The 14,871-nt window shown below is 68.0% G+C and carries 13 protein-coding genes and 1 tRNA gene; 10 read left to right on the top strand and 4 right to left on the bottom strand.

The genetic code is table 11. The features are described from left to right. Nucleotides 1-10 precede the first annotated feature (10 nt). Together MKK65_RS08735 and MKK65_RS08740 are read right to left on the bottom strand one after the other, a co-directional pair. Nucleotides 11-331, bottom strand: a complete 321-nt coding sequence (locus MKK65_RS08735; RefSeq protein ID WP_243957118.1) for a rhodanese-like domain-containing protein — start codon at nucleotides 329-331, stop codon at nucleotides 11-13. 107 nt (nucleotides 332-438) lie between these two features. After that, the gene (locus tag MKK65_RS08740; protein ID WP_243957061.1) at nucleotides 439-1,719 is read right to left on the bottom strand and encodes a glycosyltransferase family 4 protein; all 1,281 of its coding nucleotides are present in this window, start codon (nucleotides 1,717-1,719) and stop codon (nucleotides 439-441) included. 159 nt (nucleotides 1,720-1,878) lie between these two features. Here MKK65_RS08740 and MKK65_RS08745 point away from each other — a divergent pair. Next, nucleotides 1,879-1,955, top strand: a tRNA-Pro gene (locus MKK65_RS08745). A gap of 106 nt (nucleotides 1,956-2,061) precedes the next feature. On the opposite strand, the gene MKK65_RS08750 is transcribed toward MKK65_RS08745, so the two are convergent. Next, nucleotides 2,062-2,964, bottom strand: coding sequence for an MBL fold metallo-hydrolase (locus tag MKK65_RS08750; RefSeq protein WP_243957063.1), 903 nt, complete (start codon nucleotides 2,962-2,964; stop codon nucleotides 2,062-2,064). 240 nt (nucleotides 2,965-3,204) lie between these two features. Between MKK65_RS08750 and MKK65_RS08755 the strand changes: the two genes are divergently transcribed. From MKK65_RS08755 to MKK65_RS08770, 4 genes are all read left to right on the top strand, one after another. Then, nucleotides 3,205-3,870, top strand: a complete 666-nt coding sequence (locus MKK65_RS08755) for an SCO family protein (protein ID WP_243957065.1) — start codon at nucleotides 3,205-3,207, stop codon at nucleotides 3,868-3,870. A 94-nt stretch (nucleotides 3,871-3,964) separates the two neighbouring features. Beyond that, a complete protein-coding gene (locus MKK65_RS08760; RefSeq protein ID WP_243957067.1) occupies nucleotides 3,965-5,554 on the top strand; it encodes a glucan biosynthesis protein in 1,590 nt (529 codons plus the stop codon). A gap of 98 nt (nucleotides 5,555-5,652) precedes the next feature. Next, entirely contained in the window at nucleotides 5,653-5,883 is a 231-nt protein-coding gene (locus MKK65_RS08765) for a hypothetical protein (protein ID WP_058191483.1), read from the top strand. Between the two features lie 4 nt (nucleotides 5,884-5,887). Continuing rightward, nucleotides 5,888-6,259: a hypothetical protein gene (locus tag MKK65_RS08770; RefSeq protein WP_243957069.1), complete on the top strand. Its 372-nt coding sequence runs from the start codon at nucleotides 5,888-5,890 to the stop codon at nucleotides 6,257-6,259. Between the two features lie 9 nt (nucleotides 6,260-6,268). On the opposite strand, the gene MKK65_RS08775 is transcribed toward MKK65_RS08770, so the two are convergent. Beyond that, complete coding sequence (locus tag MKK65_RS08775; protein ID WP_058191485.1) at nucleotides 6,269-6,547, bottom strand: DUF6894 family protein; 279 nt, start codon at nucleotides 6,545-6,547, stop codon at nucleotides 6,269-6,271. Nucleotides 6,548-6,902: 355 nt separating this feature from the next. Between MKK65_RS08775 and MKK65_RS08780 the strand changes: the two genes are divergently transcribed. The 5 genes from MKK65_RS08780 (at nucleotide 6,903) to MKK65_RS08800 (ending at nucleotide 14,727) form a co-directional block, all read left to right on the top strand. Further along, nucleotides 6,903-7,613, top strand: coding sequence for a Crp/Fnr family transcriptional regulator (locus MKK65_RS08780; protein WP_058191486.1), 711 nt, complete (start codon nucleotides 6,903-6,905; stop codon nucleotides 7,611-7,613). 331 nt (nucleotides 7,614-7,944) lie between these two features. Next, nucleotides 7,945-9,522, top strand: coding sequence for an RNA polymerase factor sigma-54 (rpoN, locus tag MKK65_RS08785; protein WP_243957070.1), 1,578 nt, complete (start codon nucleotides 7,945-7,947; stop codon nucleotides 9,520-9,522). Nucleotides 9,523-9,600: 78 nt separating this feature from the next. Next, entirely contained in the window at nucleotides 9,601-10,980 is a 1,380-nt protein-coding gene (gene glmU, locus MKK65_RS08790) for a bifunctional UDP-N-acetylglucosamine diphosphorylase/glucosamine-1-phosphate N-acetyltransferase GlmU (protein ID WP_243957071.1), read from the top strand. Nucleotides 10,981-11,129: 149 nt separating this feature from the next. Then, nucleotides 11,130-12,956 carry a glutamine--fructose-6-phosphate transaminase (isomerizing) gene (glmS, locus tag MKK65_RS08795; RefSeq protein WP_243957072.1) on the top strand — a complete coding sequence of 609 codons (1,827 nt, stop codon included), beginning with the start codon at nucleotides 11,130-11,132 and terminating at the stop codon, nucleotides 12,954-12,956. A 1,273-nt stretch (nucleotides 12,957-14,229) separates the two neighbouring features. Next, the gene (locus MKK65_RS08800; protein WP_243957073.1) at nucleotides 14,230-14,727 is read left to right on the top strand and encodes a PRC-barrel domain-containing protein; all 498 of its coding nucleotides are present in this window, start codon (nucleotides 14,230-14,232) and stop codon (nucleotides 14,725-14,727) included. Nucleotides 14,728-14,871 lie beyond the last annotated feature (144 nt).

Raw genomic sequence — 14,871 nt, forward strand, 5'->3', positions numbered from 1 at the left:
TTTTAAACGGCTACTCGAATGCTTCGCCGGCCGCGTACCAATCCTTGAAGCCACCCTTGTAGTGCTCCGAGATGTCGAGTCCGGCGTTCTGTGCGGCCATCAACGCGTTGACCGACCGGACGCCCGACCCGCACGACAGGACCGGCCTACGGCCATCGGCGGCGATCAGGGCCGCCACGGCCTGCGGATCGAACGTGGAGAGCGGATGCGAGACGGCGCCGGGGATGTGCCCGGCCTCGTATTCATGGTCCTCGCGCACGTCGATGATCAGCATTGTGCTGTCACTCAACCCGCGCTTGACCGTCTCGCGATCGAGATCGACCACCTGCATCGACAGGATCTCCGTAACGTCCAACCGGGGTCGGCCTTTAAGGCTGACGCTTTCCCTTATTCGTCAGGCCGGGGCGGCGCAACTCGCGGTGCTGACGTCGGGTCCGTTCAGATCGCCGCCAGCGTCGGTGCGATTGCCGCGAAATGGCCATCCCAGTTCGGCGGCGCGTAGCCGTCGAGGCGGCCGGCGAGTTCAGCCCTGAGCGGAGCGTCCGGGCGGGCGAGCGCCTCGATCGCGTCCAGCCAGCCCGGGCCGTCGAGGGGATCGCGGAACAGGGCGAAGACGCCGGCGATCTCCCGGTGGACGGGAATGTCCGAGGCCACCACCGGCAGGCCGGAGGCCGCCGCCTCAACGATCGGGATACCGTAGCCCTCGGTGAACGAGGGCATCAGCAGCGCGGTGCAGCTGCGGGTCAGCGCAGCCAGACCGTGCGTCGAAAGGCCGGTGACCTCGACGGCATGGGCGCGGACGCCGGGGCAGCGCTCGAGCATGTCGATGGCGCTCTCCGCCTCCCAGCCCCGGCGCCCGACCACCACCAGGCGCGGCGTCACGGTCCCATGGCGCTCGGCCAGGCGGCGCCAGAGCTGGAACAGCAGCAGGTGATTCTTGCGCGATTCGATCGTGCCGCAGACCAGGAAGGTCGGGCGGTCCGGTCGGAATCGCGGCCCGGTGCGCCCGAAGGCCGGCTCGACGCCGAGATGGCCCACCGCCACCGGAGGCCGGCCGAACCCTTCGGTCGCCAGATGATCGAGGGTGCGGGCGCCGGTATCGGCGGAGTTGACCAGGATCGCGGCGGCGTGCCGGCCGATGGTGCGCATCCGGACCCGGTGGCGGTCGGCCTCGCCGTCGCGCCCGTATTCGGGATGCGTGATCGGGATGAGGTCGTGGACGAAGAACGCTGCGCGCACATCCCGCCGATCGTAAAGCCAGTCGAACCGGCCGGGCTTGTCGAGACGCAGGTGCGAGGTGTGCAGGTAGAGGGCGTCCCGGGGCAGGGCGGTGAGGGGGCGCCCCCGCAGGGCGATGTCGATCGCCGTCCGGGCCTGGATCCGGCGGCGTTGTGGCCCGCCTGTCCGCGCGGCCGGAGCCGATGGGGCGGCCGCCACCGGGCCGCCGAGCCGCGCCGAGAGGCCACGATAGACCGAATCCGAGAGCGCGTCCCGATCCTCGACCCAGCCCGCCGCCACCGCCTCCACGATGCCCAGAGCCAGCGCGCGGTCCAGGACCCGCGGCCCGTAGGCCGTCGAAACCACGCCGACACCCGGCCCGGGCCGGCCCAGGAAATGGCGCGCATAGGCGAGATCGACCCGGTCGATTCCCGACGGGCTCGCATGGCGCAGCCGCGTGACGAGGCGGGTGAGATCGAAGGCGATCGGTCGGTCCGTCATGGTCCTCGTTGGCGTGGCGCAGGCGGCTCGGCGCGCGAAATAGAGCGGGAGACGATCCCCGTACCCGCCCGGGCTGGAGAGGGCTAGCGCCGCCGATCCACCGTGAAGGGCTTGCGCGGGGAGGGCGCGACGGCTAAGAGCGCCAGGCCCACGTGGCGTCGGAGTGTAGCGCAGCCCGGTAGCGCACCTGTCTGGGGGACAGGGGGTCGTCGGTTCAAGTCCGGCCACTCCGACCATATCGACCTTGCCCAGCGCCCCTCTGACAGCGCGGGCGACCATCTTTATATATCCAGACGGTCAGATGGGGCTTCGGTGAAGCCCATCGCCGTATGCGCGCGGCGTTCACTGTGGTGGCGCGTAGGCCGAACCGTCGGCGGCCCGCAGAGGCGCCGCCACGTAACGTCCGTGCTCGGGAACCGCGACGCGTTCGAAATCCTCGGCCAAGGCGTGGAGCGCACGGCGCATCTCTTGACCCTGAAGCGGGCGGCCGTGGCCTGTGATGACGCGCTCAGGTTCCAGGCCGGCGAGCGCTCGGACCGAATGGTGCGCCGCGCCCCAGTCGATCGTCAGATACATCGGCGGACCGTGGAGCTCCGGCTCCTGCAAAGCCACTGCGTAGGCCGATTCCTGCGCCGTGGTGACGAAGGCGTCGCCGACGATCAGGGTGCGGTCTGTCTCGCGCCAGAGCGAGACGTGGCCCGGCGCGTGGCCGGGCGTGTGGATCCAGCGCCAGCCTCCCATCGGTGGGATGGCTCCGTCCCCCGGCAGATCCTGCAGGCGGCGGGATACGTCGACGGGTTTCGTCGGGAAGAGGGGCGACAGGCGGCCCAGCAGGCCGCCGCCGACACTCGGATCGGGTGCCGGATAGGATGCGCTGCCATCGAGATAGGGCCGCTCCAGCGCGTGCGCGAAAACCGGGACGTCCCATTCCTCGGCCAGATCCTCCAGCACGCCGACATGATCGAAATGGCCGTGGGTCAGCACGATCGCGGTGGGCCGCGCGCCGGCGCCGAACCGTTTTCCGGCCGCGGCCTTGATCGCGCCCTTGGCGCCCATCACGCCGGCATCGACCAGAACCCAGCCGCGGTCGCCGGCCCCGGGGGCGCCGACGAACACGACGTTGACGAGGACGAGCCGCTGATAGGCGACGTCTCCGGTGATCTCATGGGTGGAATCGTCCCGCTCGGCATCGCGTGCCGGATCGTCGGCGCGGGCCTTCGGATCGACCGGAATCTGCTGGGCCATGCGGGGCGGCTCCCTTGGGGGCTGCCCGGGCAGACCGGTATCGGCAAGGCTGCCCGGGTCGGCGCGACCGGGAGGTCTTCCCCGCCGCGGCTGCATCCGCTCTGGCAGGGGAAGCATCGGCCGCTGGTGTACCGCAAACCGGGCTCGTAGAAGTGAGTTCCCGGATCGCCGCAGCGGGATCGCGCAGGGCGATCCCGACCCCATATGGATCCCATCGACGCTCCCGCCGCAGGTCAAAGCATGGCACCGAGCCCGCTCGCCCTCATCGCGTCCGCCGCACTCGTCACCCTGGTCGCCACCGGCACGGGGGCGATCGTTCTGCAGCAGAGCTCGCAGTTCAGCCATCCCCGCCGGGTCGGGGGCAGCTTCGCCATGGCGGATCTCGACGGCCGCCCGGTGAACGAGGCCGACCTGCGCGGCAAGCCCTCCGCCCTGTTCTTCGGCTTCACCCATTGCCCGGAGGTCTGCCCGACGACGCTCACGACGCTCTCCGGTGCGCTGGGCCGGATGGGCCGCGACGCCGACCGCATCAACGTCGTGTTCGTCAGCCTCGACCCGGAGCGCGACACGCCCGAGAGCCTGCGGGAGTACCTGACCGCGTTCGATCCGCGGATCCGCGGCTTGGTGGGCACCCCAGAGCAGGTAGCGCGCATGGCCGACGCCTATCACGTCGCCTACAAGCGCGTGCCGGTTCCGGGCGGCGACTACACGATGGAGCATTCCGCCACCGTCGGGCTGTTCGACAAGGCCGGCCGGATGGTCGGGGAGATCGGCTACGGCGAGAACGAGGATCGCACCCTGTCCAAGCTGATCACCCTGGCGCTGCCGGGCCAATGCGCCCCCGGGGGCGGCGCCGCGCTCTGGGAAACCGACGGCCCCACCAACGCCTGCGGCCCGCGAAGCTGAACGGAGGCCGCCGCCGCGGTCAATTGCGCGGTCATGCAAGCGTGACTAGAGGGCGAAGCAGGTCGTCCGACCGGCGATTCCCGGAGATTCGAGCTTGATCACGCGACGCGCCCTGACAGCCGTGGGCCTGTTGGCCCTCTCGCCCCTCGCGCGTCCCGCCCGGGCCGCGTCCGGCGGTCCGCGCCTGGCGCAGCCGGAACCGATGGATTTCGAACGGCTGAAGGCGCTGGCCCGCACCCTGCGCGATCGCCCCTACGCGCCCCCTCCCGAGGCACCGGCCTCGCCGACCCTCGACGCCTTGACCTACGGGCCCCTCCAGGAGATCCGTTATCCGCCGGCGCACGCGCTGTTCTCGGAAAGCCCGTACCCAGTCACCTTCTTCCACCTCGGCAACTTCTTCCGACATCCGGTGAAGATTTTTGCCCTCGAAGGCGGCCAGGCCCGCGAGGTGCTGTATTCCCGCGATCTCTTCGCCTACCCGCCCGGCAATCCCGGCAAGGACCTGCCCGACGGCGCCGGCTTTGCCGGCGTCCGCTTCCAGAAGGTCCCGGCCGACCAGCCGGGCGCCGACGGCGACTGGCTGGCCTTCCTCGGCGCCTCCTATTTCCGCGCCGCCGGCGACGGGGCGCAATACGGCGCCTCGGCCCGGGGTATCGCCATCGACACGGCACCGGGACCGGGCAAGACGGAGGAGTTCCCGGTCTTCACCCGCTTCTACGTGTCGCCGGCCTCGGACGGGGCGGTCACGATCCTGGCCCTGCTCGAAGGTCAGAGCCTCACCGGCGCCTACCGGTTCACCGCCCGCAAGGAGCCGCATGTGGTGATCGATGTCGCCTGCACGCTCTACATCCGCAAGGCGGTCGAGCGGTTCGGCGTCGCGCCGCTGACCTCGATGCTCTGGTATTCCGAGGGGATGAGCCGGTTCCTCGCCAGCGACTGGCGGCCGGAGGTGCACGATTCCGACGGGCTGTTGATTCAGACCGGCGCCGGCGAGCTGATCTGGCGTCCGCTCAACAATCCGCCGCGCCTCAGCGTCAGCGCCTTCGCGGACCGCTCGCCCAAGGGGTTCGGCCTGCTCCAGCGGGACCGGTCGTTCGAAACCTATATCGACGACGGGTTCGAGGAGAACCGCCCGCATATCTGGGTCGAGCCGCAGGGCGACTGGGGGGCCGGCAGCGTGCAGCTCGTCGAGATCCCGACGCACCAGGAGACCGACGACAATATCGGCGCCATGTGGGTGCCGGCCGATCCGCCGGCCGCGGGGGCGGAGCGCAGCTTCGCCTATCGCCTGCACTGGCCGGTGACCGAGCCGGTCGCCACCGATCTCGCCCGCTGTGTCGCGACACGGGCGACCAAGGCGTCCTGGCTGTCCGCCCCGGACAGGCGCCCGGGCCGGGCGAACCTCGTGCGCCAGTTCGTCCTGGAATTCGAGGGGGCGGCCCTGGCGGGCCTCGATCCAGAGAAGGCTCAGGTGGTGCTGACGCTGTCGCGCGGCAGTGCCGAGGAGGTCGGGGCGACCTGGGCGCCCTACGGTAAGCCGAGCCCCTGGCGGGTCTTCCTGAAGGTTTTTGCGGACGGGCCCGATCCGGTCGAGATGCGGCTCAAGCTCAAGAACGGGGACCGCCTGCTCTCCGAGACCTGGGCCTATCAGTATTATCCCGAGGCGCCGGGGACGGTGCTGTAGGCCGAAAGGCCGCTCCGTCGCATTGCCGGCCCGGGGCGGCCGTCTGTAGTAAGGTCATCCCGGGCGGCGCCGAGCCGCCCGCCGCATCCGAGGCCGTCATGAACGGCGAACCGCCGCCCGGCCTCACTCTACCCGAGGCCCTGACCCGCCTGCTGAAAGCGCCCCGCGGCGCGATCTGGCCGACGCCTGAGGATCGGAACCGACTGCGCCTCGGTCGCCAGAGTCCGCGCGAGCCGAGCCGGGCCGTGATGGGCGTGTGGATCTGGGCGATCCTGTACAACGTGATGGGCTTCGCGATCCTCGCGACCCTGTGGCGGACGATGCACTGACCCGATGAACACACCCACGTCGCGCTATCCCGGCCTGCTCTCCGCGGTCCTCGCCACACTGCCTCTCCTGGCGGCACCGGCCGGGGCCCAGACGCCGGAGAGCGCCCTGAACGCGGATGACGGCACCGGAGCGGTCAAGGTCTGCGCGCCGGTGGCAATGCCGCGCTGGCGCTCGATGACCCCGGTCCCGAAGACCTGGACCTTCCTGGATTGCATGGGCTTTTCGGGCGAGATAGGCGCCAGCCATTTCCAGCTCGGCTGCCTGTTCGCCAACGTCACCCCACACGCGCAGAAATACGCCTGGGGTCCGATGGTGGCGATCGAGAAGGCGGCGCTGGCCAAGCCACAACCGCCGATCCCCAATTGCGGCTGGTGACCGGCTGGGTCAGCTCGGGGCGGCCACGCTCTCGGGCCAGTCCAGGACAAGGGTGAGGTGAGCCCGGAAAACGATCGTTCCGGCTTCGTTTCGCACCTGCGCCTCCAAATGGAGACCGATGGGATCGGAGGCAAACGGCGCATTCTGTTTGACGCGAAGCGTATCGTTGGCGACTTCCACCAACGCTTCTGCAGCGGATCGGCACGCATCCTGCCGGCCGGAGAATTCAAGGCCTTCCTCGTCGCGAGAAAGCACCTCGCCCTCGATGAAATCGGTGAAGTAGCGCACGGCACACCGGCTCCTGAGGCAAAGGAGATACTAGCCTCGCCGGACGATTATTGTCGCTAACGTGGGTCAAGGCGTCGTGCGCCATCACTACGCAGGCGCGAAAGTTGTTTGGCGTTCTACGCTGCGGACGCGGAATGTTTCGCATGGGAACGAATGCTGTCTCCAACGTTTGATCGGAACAGATCCGGTATGCGGACCCGTTATCGTCTGAAACCGTACATAGACTGGAAGTCAGCTTAATTTTGCTTGTGGTCAAGCTGCGGCCGTTTACCTCGATCCGATCGCGAGCTGACACGCTTGAGCGCCGATGATTGTGAGACCGTCCGCGCCCTAACCCCGACTGTGGAGCGGAGCCTTGGATCGACCGAAGCAGGACGGCGTCCGAAATCGGCTGCTCCGTCTCATGACACCCGATGACTTCGCCCGCCTCGCGCCGGCGCTCGAGACCGTCTCGGTGCCGCTGCGCGAGCTGCTGATCCTGCCGCTCGAGCCGATCGCCCACGCCCATTTCGTCGAGGAAGGCATCGTGTCGCTGGTTGCCGACACACTCGAAGGTCGGATCGAAATCGGGGTTGTCGGATACGAGGGGATGTGCGGCGCGCCGCTCGTGCTCGGCACGGACCGTACGCCGCACACGGCCCTGGTCCAATCCGATCTCGTGGCCCTGCGGCTTCCTGCGCAGGCCCTGCAGACGGCATTGGCCCAGAGCCCGACCCTGCGCAGCCTGCTCGGGCGATACGTCCAGAGCCTGATCGTGCAGGTGGGACATACCGTCTACGCGAACACGGATCTCACCATCGAGGCGCGGCTCGCCCGATGGATCCTGATGACCCACGACCGGCTGCAGAAGGACGAGTTGATCCTGACGCACGAATTTCTGGCGATGATGCTCGGCGTTCGGCGTCCCGGTGTCACGACCGCGACGCACGTGCTGGAAGGCTCGGGCATGATCCGAGCCCGGCGCGGGCGAATCATCGTGATCGATCGCGACAAACTCGAGGATCTGGCCGGGGACGCCTACGGGCCGGCCGAGGCCGAATACGAGAGGCTCCTCGCGAAGGATTGATGCCTCGACGGTCGTGGCGCGTCCTCACGTCCGTGCCGAATGGCATGGGATCCAAGCGGCACGGGATCGCGTGCTGTCGGCACCAGACCGTTAGCGGCGGCGTGGATGCACAGCTTCGTTAAACGCTATCCGTGACACTGAGCGGTGGCCCTCTGTGGCCTGCGCACCACGCGCGCAACGTTCGATCCGTTGCCAACACCGATCAGCGTCGGCGATCTTTGACGCGCGCATAAGATCGGTTTAGAGGTGATCGGGCACGAGATGCAATAACCATGCCGCAAGCAACGTTGCTCGGCTGGTCAATAACGCTGAAAGGGCATCGGGGCCTCTTATGAGTTTGGTGCAACGGCTGGAAGTGCGTCAGGGCCAGGCCCTGGTGATGACGCCGCAGCTCCTGCAAGCGATCAAACTCCTGCAACTGTCGCACCTCGATCTCGCTGCCTATGTCGAGGCCGAGCTGGAGCGCAACCCGCTGCTGGAACGCGCCGAATCCGAAGGCTCAGCACCGACCGACGCAGCCGAGGCGAGCGGCCCGTCCGACGAGGCGGCCTCCGGTGACGGCTTTGATGGCGCCGAGTCTGATTCGTGGCTCGCCACCGAGCTCAACCCAAGCCGCGGCGAGATCGAGACCGAATTCGATACGCGGCTCGACAACGTCTTTCCGGACGACGCCCCGACGCAGGTCCAGGAATCCGCCGCGGGCGACATGCTTTCGCTGACGCCCCCGCCGTACGGCAGCAGCGGCGGCAGCTTCGATTCCGACGCCCCCGACTTCGAGGCCGCCCTGACGGCCGAGATTTCCCTCCGCGATCACCTCGCGGGCCAGCTTGAGCTGGCAACCCGCGATCCGGCCGAGCGGCTGATCGGCGGATTCCTGATCGATGCGGTCGACGAGGCCGGCTACCTGCGCGAGACGGTCGAGGGCGTGGCCGAGCGCCTCGGCGCCGAGCCCACCACTGTGGCCCTGGTCCTGACCCTGGTGCAGAGCTTCGACCCGCCCGGCATCGCCGCCCGGGACCTCGCTGAATGCCTGGCGATCCAGCTGCGCGAGCGCGACCGGTTCGACCCGGCCATGCAGGCCCTGGTCTCGCGTCTCGACCTTGTCGCCAAGCGCGATTTCAGCGCCCTGCGCCGCCTCTGCGGCGTGGACGACGAGGACCTCGTCGAGATGCTGGGCGAGATCCGCCGGCTCGACCCGAAGCCCGGCCGGGCCTTCGGATCGAGCGGCGTCGAGGTGCTGATCCCCGACGTGTTCGTGCGCGCCGCCCCGGACGGATCCTGGCTGGTGGAACTCAACGGCGAGGCCCTGCCGCGCGTGCTGGTCAACCAGAGCTATTATGCCCGGGTCGTTCGCGGCGCCTCGGCCGACGGCGACAAGGCGTTCCTGTCGGAGGCGCTGCAGAACGCCAATTGGCTCACCCGCTCCCTGGAGCAGCGCGCCCGCACGATCCTGAAGGTCGCCACCGAGATCGTCCGCCAGCAGGATGGATTCTTCGTCCACGGCGTCACGCATTTGCGCCCGCTGAACCTTAAGACCGTGGCCGAGGCGATCGGCATGCACGAATCGACCGTCTCCCGTGTCACCTCCAACAAGGCGATCGGCACCAGCCGCGGCACCCTGGAGATGAAGTACTTCTTCACCGCGGCGATCCCCGGCGCGGCCGGTATGGCGGCCCATTCCTCGGAAGCCGTGCGTCACCGGATCAAGCAGTTGGTGGATGGCGAGACGCCGGACGACGTGCTGTCGGACGACGCACTGGTGCAGAAGCTGCGCAGCGAGGGCGTCGACATCGCCCGCCGGACCGTAGCCAAGTACCGGGAATCTCTCCGGATCCCGAGCTCGATCGAGCGCCGCCGGGAGCATTACGCCCACGGCTCGGCCCATCACGGGGCGCTGGCCCTGCGCTGAGATCCGCCGGGACGGTCTTGCGTCGCGCCGGCGTCCGGCCCATCCGGGGCGCGCCGAATCATGACGCCCGGACCCGCAATGACTCCTCCCGCCACGCCCCCGCGCAGCCTCACCGCCATCGTGCTCGCGGCCGGGAAGGGCACGCGGATGCGCTCGGACCTGCCGAAAGTGCTCCACCGGATTGCCGGGCGGACCATGCTCGGCCATGTGCTGGCGGCCGTGCAGGCCGCGGGCGCCGGCCGGATCGCCGTGGTGGCCGAGCCCGGCCGTGAGGACGTCGCCGCCGAGATCGCCCGGGAGGCGCCCGGCGCGCAGGTTTTCCCGCAGGCCGAGCGGCTCGGGACCGCCCACGCGGTTCTGGCCGCCCGGGCCGTGCTCGAAGGCCCGGACGACGACGTGGTCATCGCCTTCGGCGATACGCCGCTGATCAGCGCCGAAACGTTTTTGAGACTCCGCGCGCCGCTCGCGGAGGGCGCGGCGGTGGCGGTCCTGGCGTTCGAGAGCCCGACCCCGACCGGCTACGGCCGGGTGCTCACCGAGGGTAGCCGCGTCCTGGCGATCCGCGAGGAGAAGGATGCGAGCCTGGCAGAGCGGGCCGTGACCCTGTGCAATGCCGGGCTGATGGCGCTCGCGGGGCAACATGCGCTGGCGCTGCTCACGCGCATCGGCAACGACAACGCCGCCGGCGAATACTACCTGCCCGACGCGGTGGCGCTCGCCGTCGCCGAGGGGCTCTCGGTCACGGTCGTGCCCGTGGACGAGGCGGAGGCGCAGGGCGTCAACGACCGGGTACAGCTCGCCGTCGCCGAGACCGCGATCCAGGCCCGGCTGCGCCGCAGCGCCATGCTAGGCGGCGCCACGCTCGTCGCCCCCGAGACCGTGTTCCTCAGCCACGACACCATCCTCGGACGCGATGTCGTGGTGGAGCCGAATGTCGTGTTCGGCCCCGGCGTGCGGGTCGGCGACGGCTGCACGGTCCGGGCCTTCGCCCACCTCACCGACACCGTTCTGGAGGCGGGCGTGCGCATCGGGCCCTTCGTCCGGCTGCGTGGCCATGCCGTCCTTGAGGCCGGCGCGGAACTCGGCAACTTCGTCGAGCTCAAGAACGCCCGGATGGGACCGGGGGCCAAGGCCGCACACCTCACCTATCTCGGCGACGCCGAGGTCGGCGCGAAGGCCAATATCGGCGCCGGCACGATCACCTGCAATTACGACGGCGTGCTCAAGCACCGGACCAATATCGGCGCCGGCGCCTTCATCGGTTCGAACTCGGCGCTGGTCGCCCCGGTCACGATCGGGGAGGGCGCCTATGTGGCCTCCGGCTCGGTGATTACCGACGCCGTGCCCGACGGCGCGATGGCGATTGCCCGCGGCCGCCAGACGGTGAAGCCGGGCTGGGCAGCCGAGAAGCGCGCGGCCCTGCTGGCCGAGAAGGCCCGGCGCGGCAAGAGTTCCTGAAGCCGGGACGCCGAAGCGCGGTCAGGGGTGGCCCTGCGCCGTCACCATCCGGTACAAGGCACGCTCGGCACCGCATTGCGCGGGGCGGCCTGGACCTTGCGCGGCGTGCCCGCGCTCAACGGCCGGGCGTTACAGCGAGAGACACGTCCATGTGCGGCATCGTCGGCATCGTCGGGCGCGACGCGGTGGCGGGGCAGGTGATCGAGGCCCTGCGGCGGCTCGAATACCGCGGCTACGATTCCGCCGGCATCGCCACCCTGGAGCATGGGCAGCTGGCACGCCGCCGCGCCTCGGGCAAGCTGATCAATCTGGAGGCGCGGCTCGCGCAGGAGCCGCTCACCGGCACGATCGGCATCGGCCACACCCGCTGGGCGACGCATGGCCGACCCAACGAGACCAACGCCCACCCACACGCCACCAAGCGCTTGGCCGTCGTCCATAACGGCATCATCGAGAATTTTCGCGAGTTGAAGGCCGAACTCGAAGCCGATGGCGTCGTGTTCGAGAGCCAGACCGACACCGAGGTCGTGGCCCAGCTGGTCAGCCGCAATATGGATCGGCAGATGAGCCCGGTCGACGCGGTGGCCGCCGCCCTGCCGCGGCTGCGCGGCGCCTTCGCGCTGGGCTTCATCTTCTCCGGGGAGGAGAACCTGCTGATCGGCGCCCGCCACGGCGCGCCGCTGGCGATCGGCTTCGGCCAGGGCGAGACCTATCTCGGCTCGGACGCCCTGGCGCTGGCCCCGTTCACCGACGCCATCACCTATCTCGACGAAGGCGACTGGGCGATCCTGACCCGGGACGGCGCCGAGATCCGCGACGAGGCGGGCGCCCGCGTCGAGCGCCCGCGCCAGAAGATCGCCACGCAGGCCTACCGGATCGACAAGGGCGAGTACCGCCACTTCATGGCGAAGGAGATCCACGAGCAGCCCGAGGTGGTGGGCCGCACGCTCGCCCACTACGTCGACATGGCCAACGGCCGGGTCATGCTGCCCGAGGCGCTGCCCTTCGATTTCGCCAAGCTCAGCCGCGTCTACATCACCGCCTGCGGCACGGCCTTCTATGCCGGGCTGGTGGCGCGCTACTGGTTCGAGCAGGTCGCGCGCCTGCCGGTGGAGATCGACGTCGCCTCCGAGGCCCGCTACCGCGAGGCGCCCTTGGAGAAGGACGGGCTGACGCTGGTCATCTCGCAATCGGGCGAGACCGCCGACACCCTGGCCTCGCTGCGCTACGCCAAGAGCCAGGGCCAGCACACGCTCTGCGTCGTGAACGTGCCGACTTCGACGATCGCACGGGAATCCTCCGTGGTGATGCCGACGCTCGCCGGCCCCGAAATCGGCGTCGCCTCGACCAAGGCGTTCTCCTGCCAGTTGACCGTGCTGTTGTGCCTGGCCATCGCGGCCGGCCGCGCCCGCGGCACCCTCGACGCCGAGGGCGAGCGCCGGCTGGTCGACGCGCTGATCAAGGCCCCGGGCCTGATGGCCGAGGCGCTGACCCGGGAATCCGAGATCGAACTGCTGGCCCGCGACGTCGCAAAGGCCCGCGACGTGCTCTATCTCGGCCGCGGCACCAGCTACCCGATGGCGCTCGAAGGCGCGCTGAAGCTCAAGGAGATCAGCTACATTCACGCCGAGGGCTACGCCGCAGGCGAGTTGAAGCACGGGCCGATCGCCCTGATCGACGAGAGCGTGCCGGTGATCGTGATAGCGCCCCATGACGCGGTGTTCGAGAAGACGGTCTCGAACATGCAGGAGGTCGCGGCGCGCGGCGGGCGCATCGTGCTGATCGGCGACGCCAAGGGCGCGGCCGAGCACGGGCTCGACACCATGGCCACCGTGACCATGCCGGATCTCGACGCCACGGTGGCACCGATCGTGTACGCGGTGCCGATCCAGCTGGTAGCCTACCACACCGCGGTGTTCATGGGTAAAGACGTCGACCAGCCCCGGAATCTCGCAAAGTCCGTCACCGTCGAGTAACCCCACCGCCGATCGGGGAATTTCGTCCGCGGTCAGTCGAATCGCGTGGCATCTGTCGTGCGTATGATGACGTTGCCATGAGACGTTCGGTTTGTCGGAGACTAAAACCGACGCAAGCAGCCTCATGAAGGTCTGCGAGCGAGGTGGCGTCAGGCTCCCAAAGCTTGTCTCGGCATCGCGTCCCCCAGGCAAAGGTTCGCTCGACCACCCCGGCAGGCGATCGCAGCACGTCCTTCGACACGCTCAGAACCAGTCCACTGCGCGCGTTGTTGAAGGCTTTGACAAGCGTGCGATGTGGCGAGCGCGCGATGGGTCCCTTGAGCGCGTCCTTGCCGCGGACGGATTCCGGAGAGGCTCGTCGCGGGGCACGACAGCGATATAGCATCGCGGTTCCGAAGCGGATTGCAGGGAGGACTTTACCTGACAAGCAAAGCCGGGAGTGGTCGTTTAAAGACGAGCCCGTCGGTCTCAAGCCGATGACGTCTACGCCACTGTCAAATCCCCCGATCAACTGACGCTGGCGTAGACGTCTTCATCCCCGACCAAGCCCTCCGCTGGTCAGAACGGCATTCTCGAACCCAAGCCTAAGCCCTGTGGCGCAAGCCCGGGGCTTTCTTTGTTGCCGGCATGGGCCAGAAATAATCGACGATCGATAATATCATTCATGGAACATGGAAGAGACTGATATCAAGCTCCCCTGGACCTAGATCGGACTGACGTTAGCGCAACATTGCCCAAAATATGGGTTACGGCCATCGATACCGATACCCTTGCTCGGCTGCGCAATACGACCGGGCAACGCCGAAGGATGAATGCTGCCATACCGGATTGAGCCGTCAATGGATTGCTCGTCGTCTATGGCAACGCCCGTGCTAAGATCTTATCGATTCAACACGCCCAACCATCTTTTCTCTCAGGCCGCCGCTGGTTCGTCAAACCAGATGAATGCGAAGGCTCGATGGCCAGCAACGCACCGTCGGCGATGCGTTTCTACGTCTCCGACAAGCGGCATAAGACGGTGAACCGAGCGGATGTCAGGATTGTCCTGACGGGACTGCGGTCTTCTCTGACTGCAATCCCGGTCTGCGAGTCACAGATTGGTCCGTGAGCGATACGAAGTTTCTAAAAAGCCTCGCCCATCACTCGCGCCTCAAACGGTGCTTTACGCCCCGATACGGTTCGTCACGCCCATCGCCGATTGCGTCGCCCAACGGCGCAAGTCCGACGTTCGGTACACCGCTCCGAATTCCATCATTGAGATCAAGGTTCAACTATGAAGAATATCGTTTGTCTTGCATTCCTCGCAGGGTCGTTGCTTGCCGGCCCGGCGTTCGCCGAGGATAAATCGACGTCCCATCCCGACGCGCAGGCGAAACCGATGGCAGCGCCGCCGGCCGGCACAGCGATGCCGACTGCAACCGACGGCGCTGGCGGCCTGACGATGGCCAACTCTGCCACGGTCAAGATCAGGTTCATCACGGCCAAGCCGGCGGACATCATGTCTTCGAAGCTCGTCGGAAAGACACTTTACAACAACAAGAACGAAAACGTCGGCGAAATCGAAGATCTGGTGATCGACAACGGCAAGACCGTCACGGGTGTCGTCGTGAGTGTCGGCGGCTTCCTCGGGTTGGGCGAACGATACGTGCTCGTCGATCCAGCGACGATCTTCCTGCATCAGGCCGATGGATCCATCAAGGCGATCGTCGACACCGACAAGGATACTTTGAAGAACGCTCCCGCGTTCAAATACAACAAGAAGAATACCTGATTTTTAACCCGCGAGGGCGCGCCACTCGCGGGCGCGGTCCCTCGCGGCCTCTGCCGGGCAGTGGGCTCGGCGAGACGGTACGATCACTCCCCTTGTTCCCGTCTTTATCTCTCGATCCTTGGAGCTTTTAGACAACGGTCCGAG

It is taken from the genome of Methylobacterium sp. J-001 (genome assembly GCF_022829565.1).
Lineage (GTDB): Bacteria > Pseudomonadota > Alphaproteobacteria > Rhizobiales > Beijerinckiaceae > Methylobacterium.

Excerpts from the sequence above, each read along its gene's own strand:
- MKK65_RS08770 (WP_243957069.1), top strand. The coding sequence starts at position 5,888 with ATGAACACACCCACGTCGCGCTATCCCGGCCTGCTCTCCGCGGTCCTC.
- MKK65_RS08740 (WP_243957061.1), bottom strand. The coding sequence starts at position 1,719 with ATGACGGACCGACCGATCGCCTTCGATCTCACCCGCCTCGTCACGCGG.
- glmS (WP_243957072.1), top strand. The coding sequence starts at position 11,130 with ATGTGCGGCATCGTCGGCATCGTCGGGCGCGACGCGGTGGCGGGGCAG.
- glmU (WP_243957071.1), top strand. The coding sequence starts at position 9,601 with ATGACTCCTCCCGCCACGCCCCCGCGCAGCCTCACCGCCATCGTGCTC.
- rpoN (WP_243957070.1), top strand. The coding sequence starts at position 7,945 with ATGAGTTTGGTGCAACGGCTGGAAGTGCGTCAGGGCCAGGCCCTGGTG.
- MKK65_RS08750 (WP_243957063.1), bottom strand. The coding sequence starts at position 2,964 with ATGGCCCAGCAGATTCCGGTCGATCCGAAGGCCCGCGCCGACGATCCG.
- MKK65_RS08765 (WP_058191483.1), top strand. The coding sequence starts at position 5,653 with ATGAACGGCGAACCGCCGCCCGGCCTCACTCTACCCGAGGCCCTGACC.
- MKK65_RS08735 (WP_243957118.1), bottom strand. The coding sequence starts at position 331 with ATGCAGGTGGTCGATCTCGATCGCGAGACGGTCAAGCGCGGGTTGAGT.
- MKK65_RS08755 (WP_243957065.1), top strand. The coding sequence starts at position 3,205 with ATGGCACCGAGCCCGCTCGCCCTCATCGCGTCCGCCGCACTCGTCACC.
- MKK65_RS08800 (WP_243957073.1), top strand. The coding sequence starts at position 14,230 with ATGAAGAATATCGTTTGTCTTGCATTCCTCGCAGGGTCGTTGCTTGCC.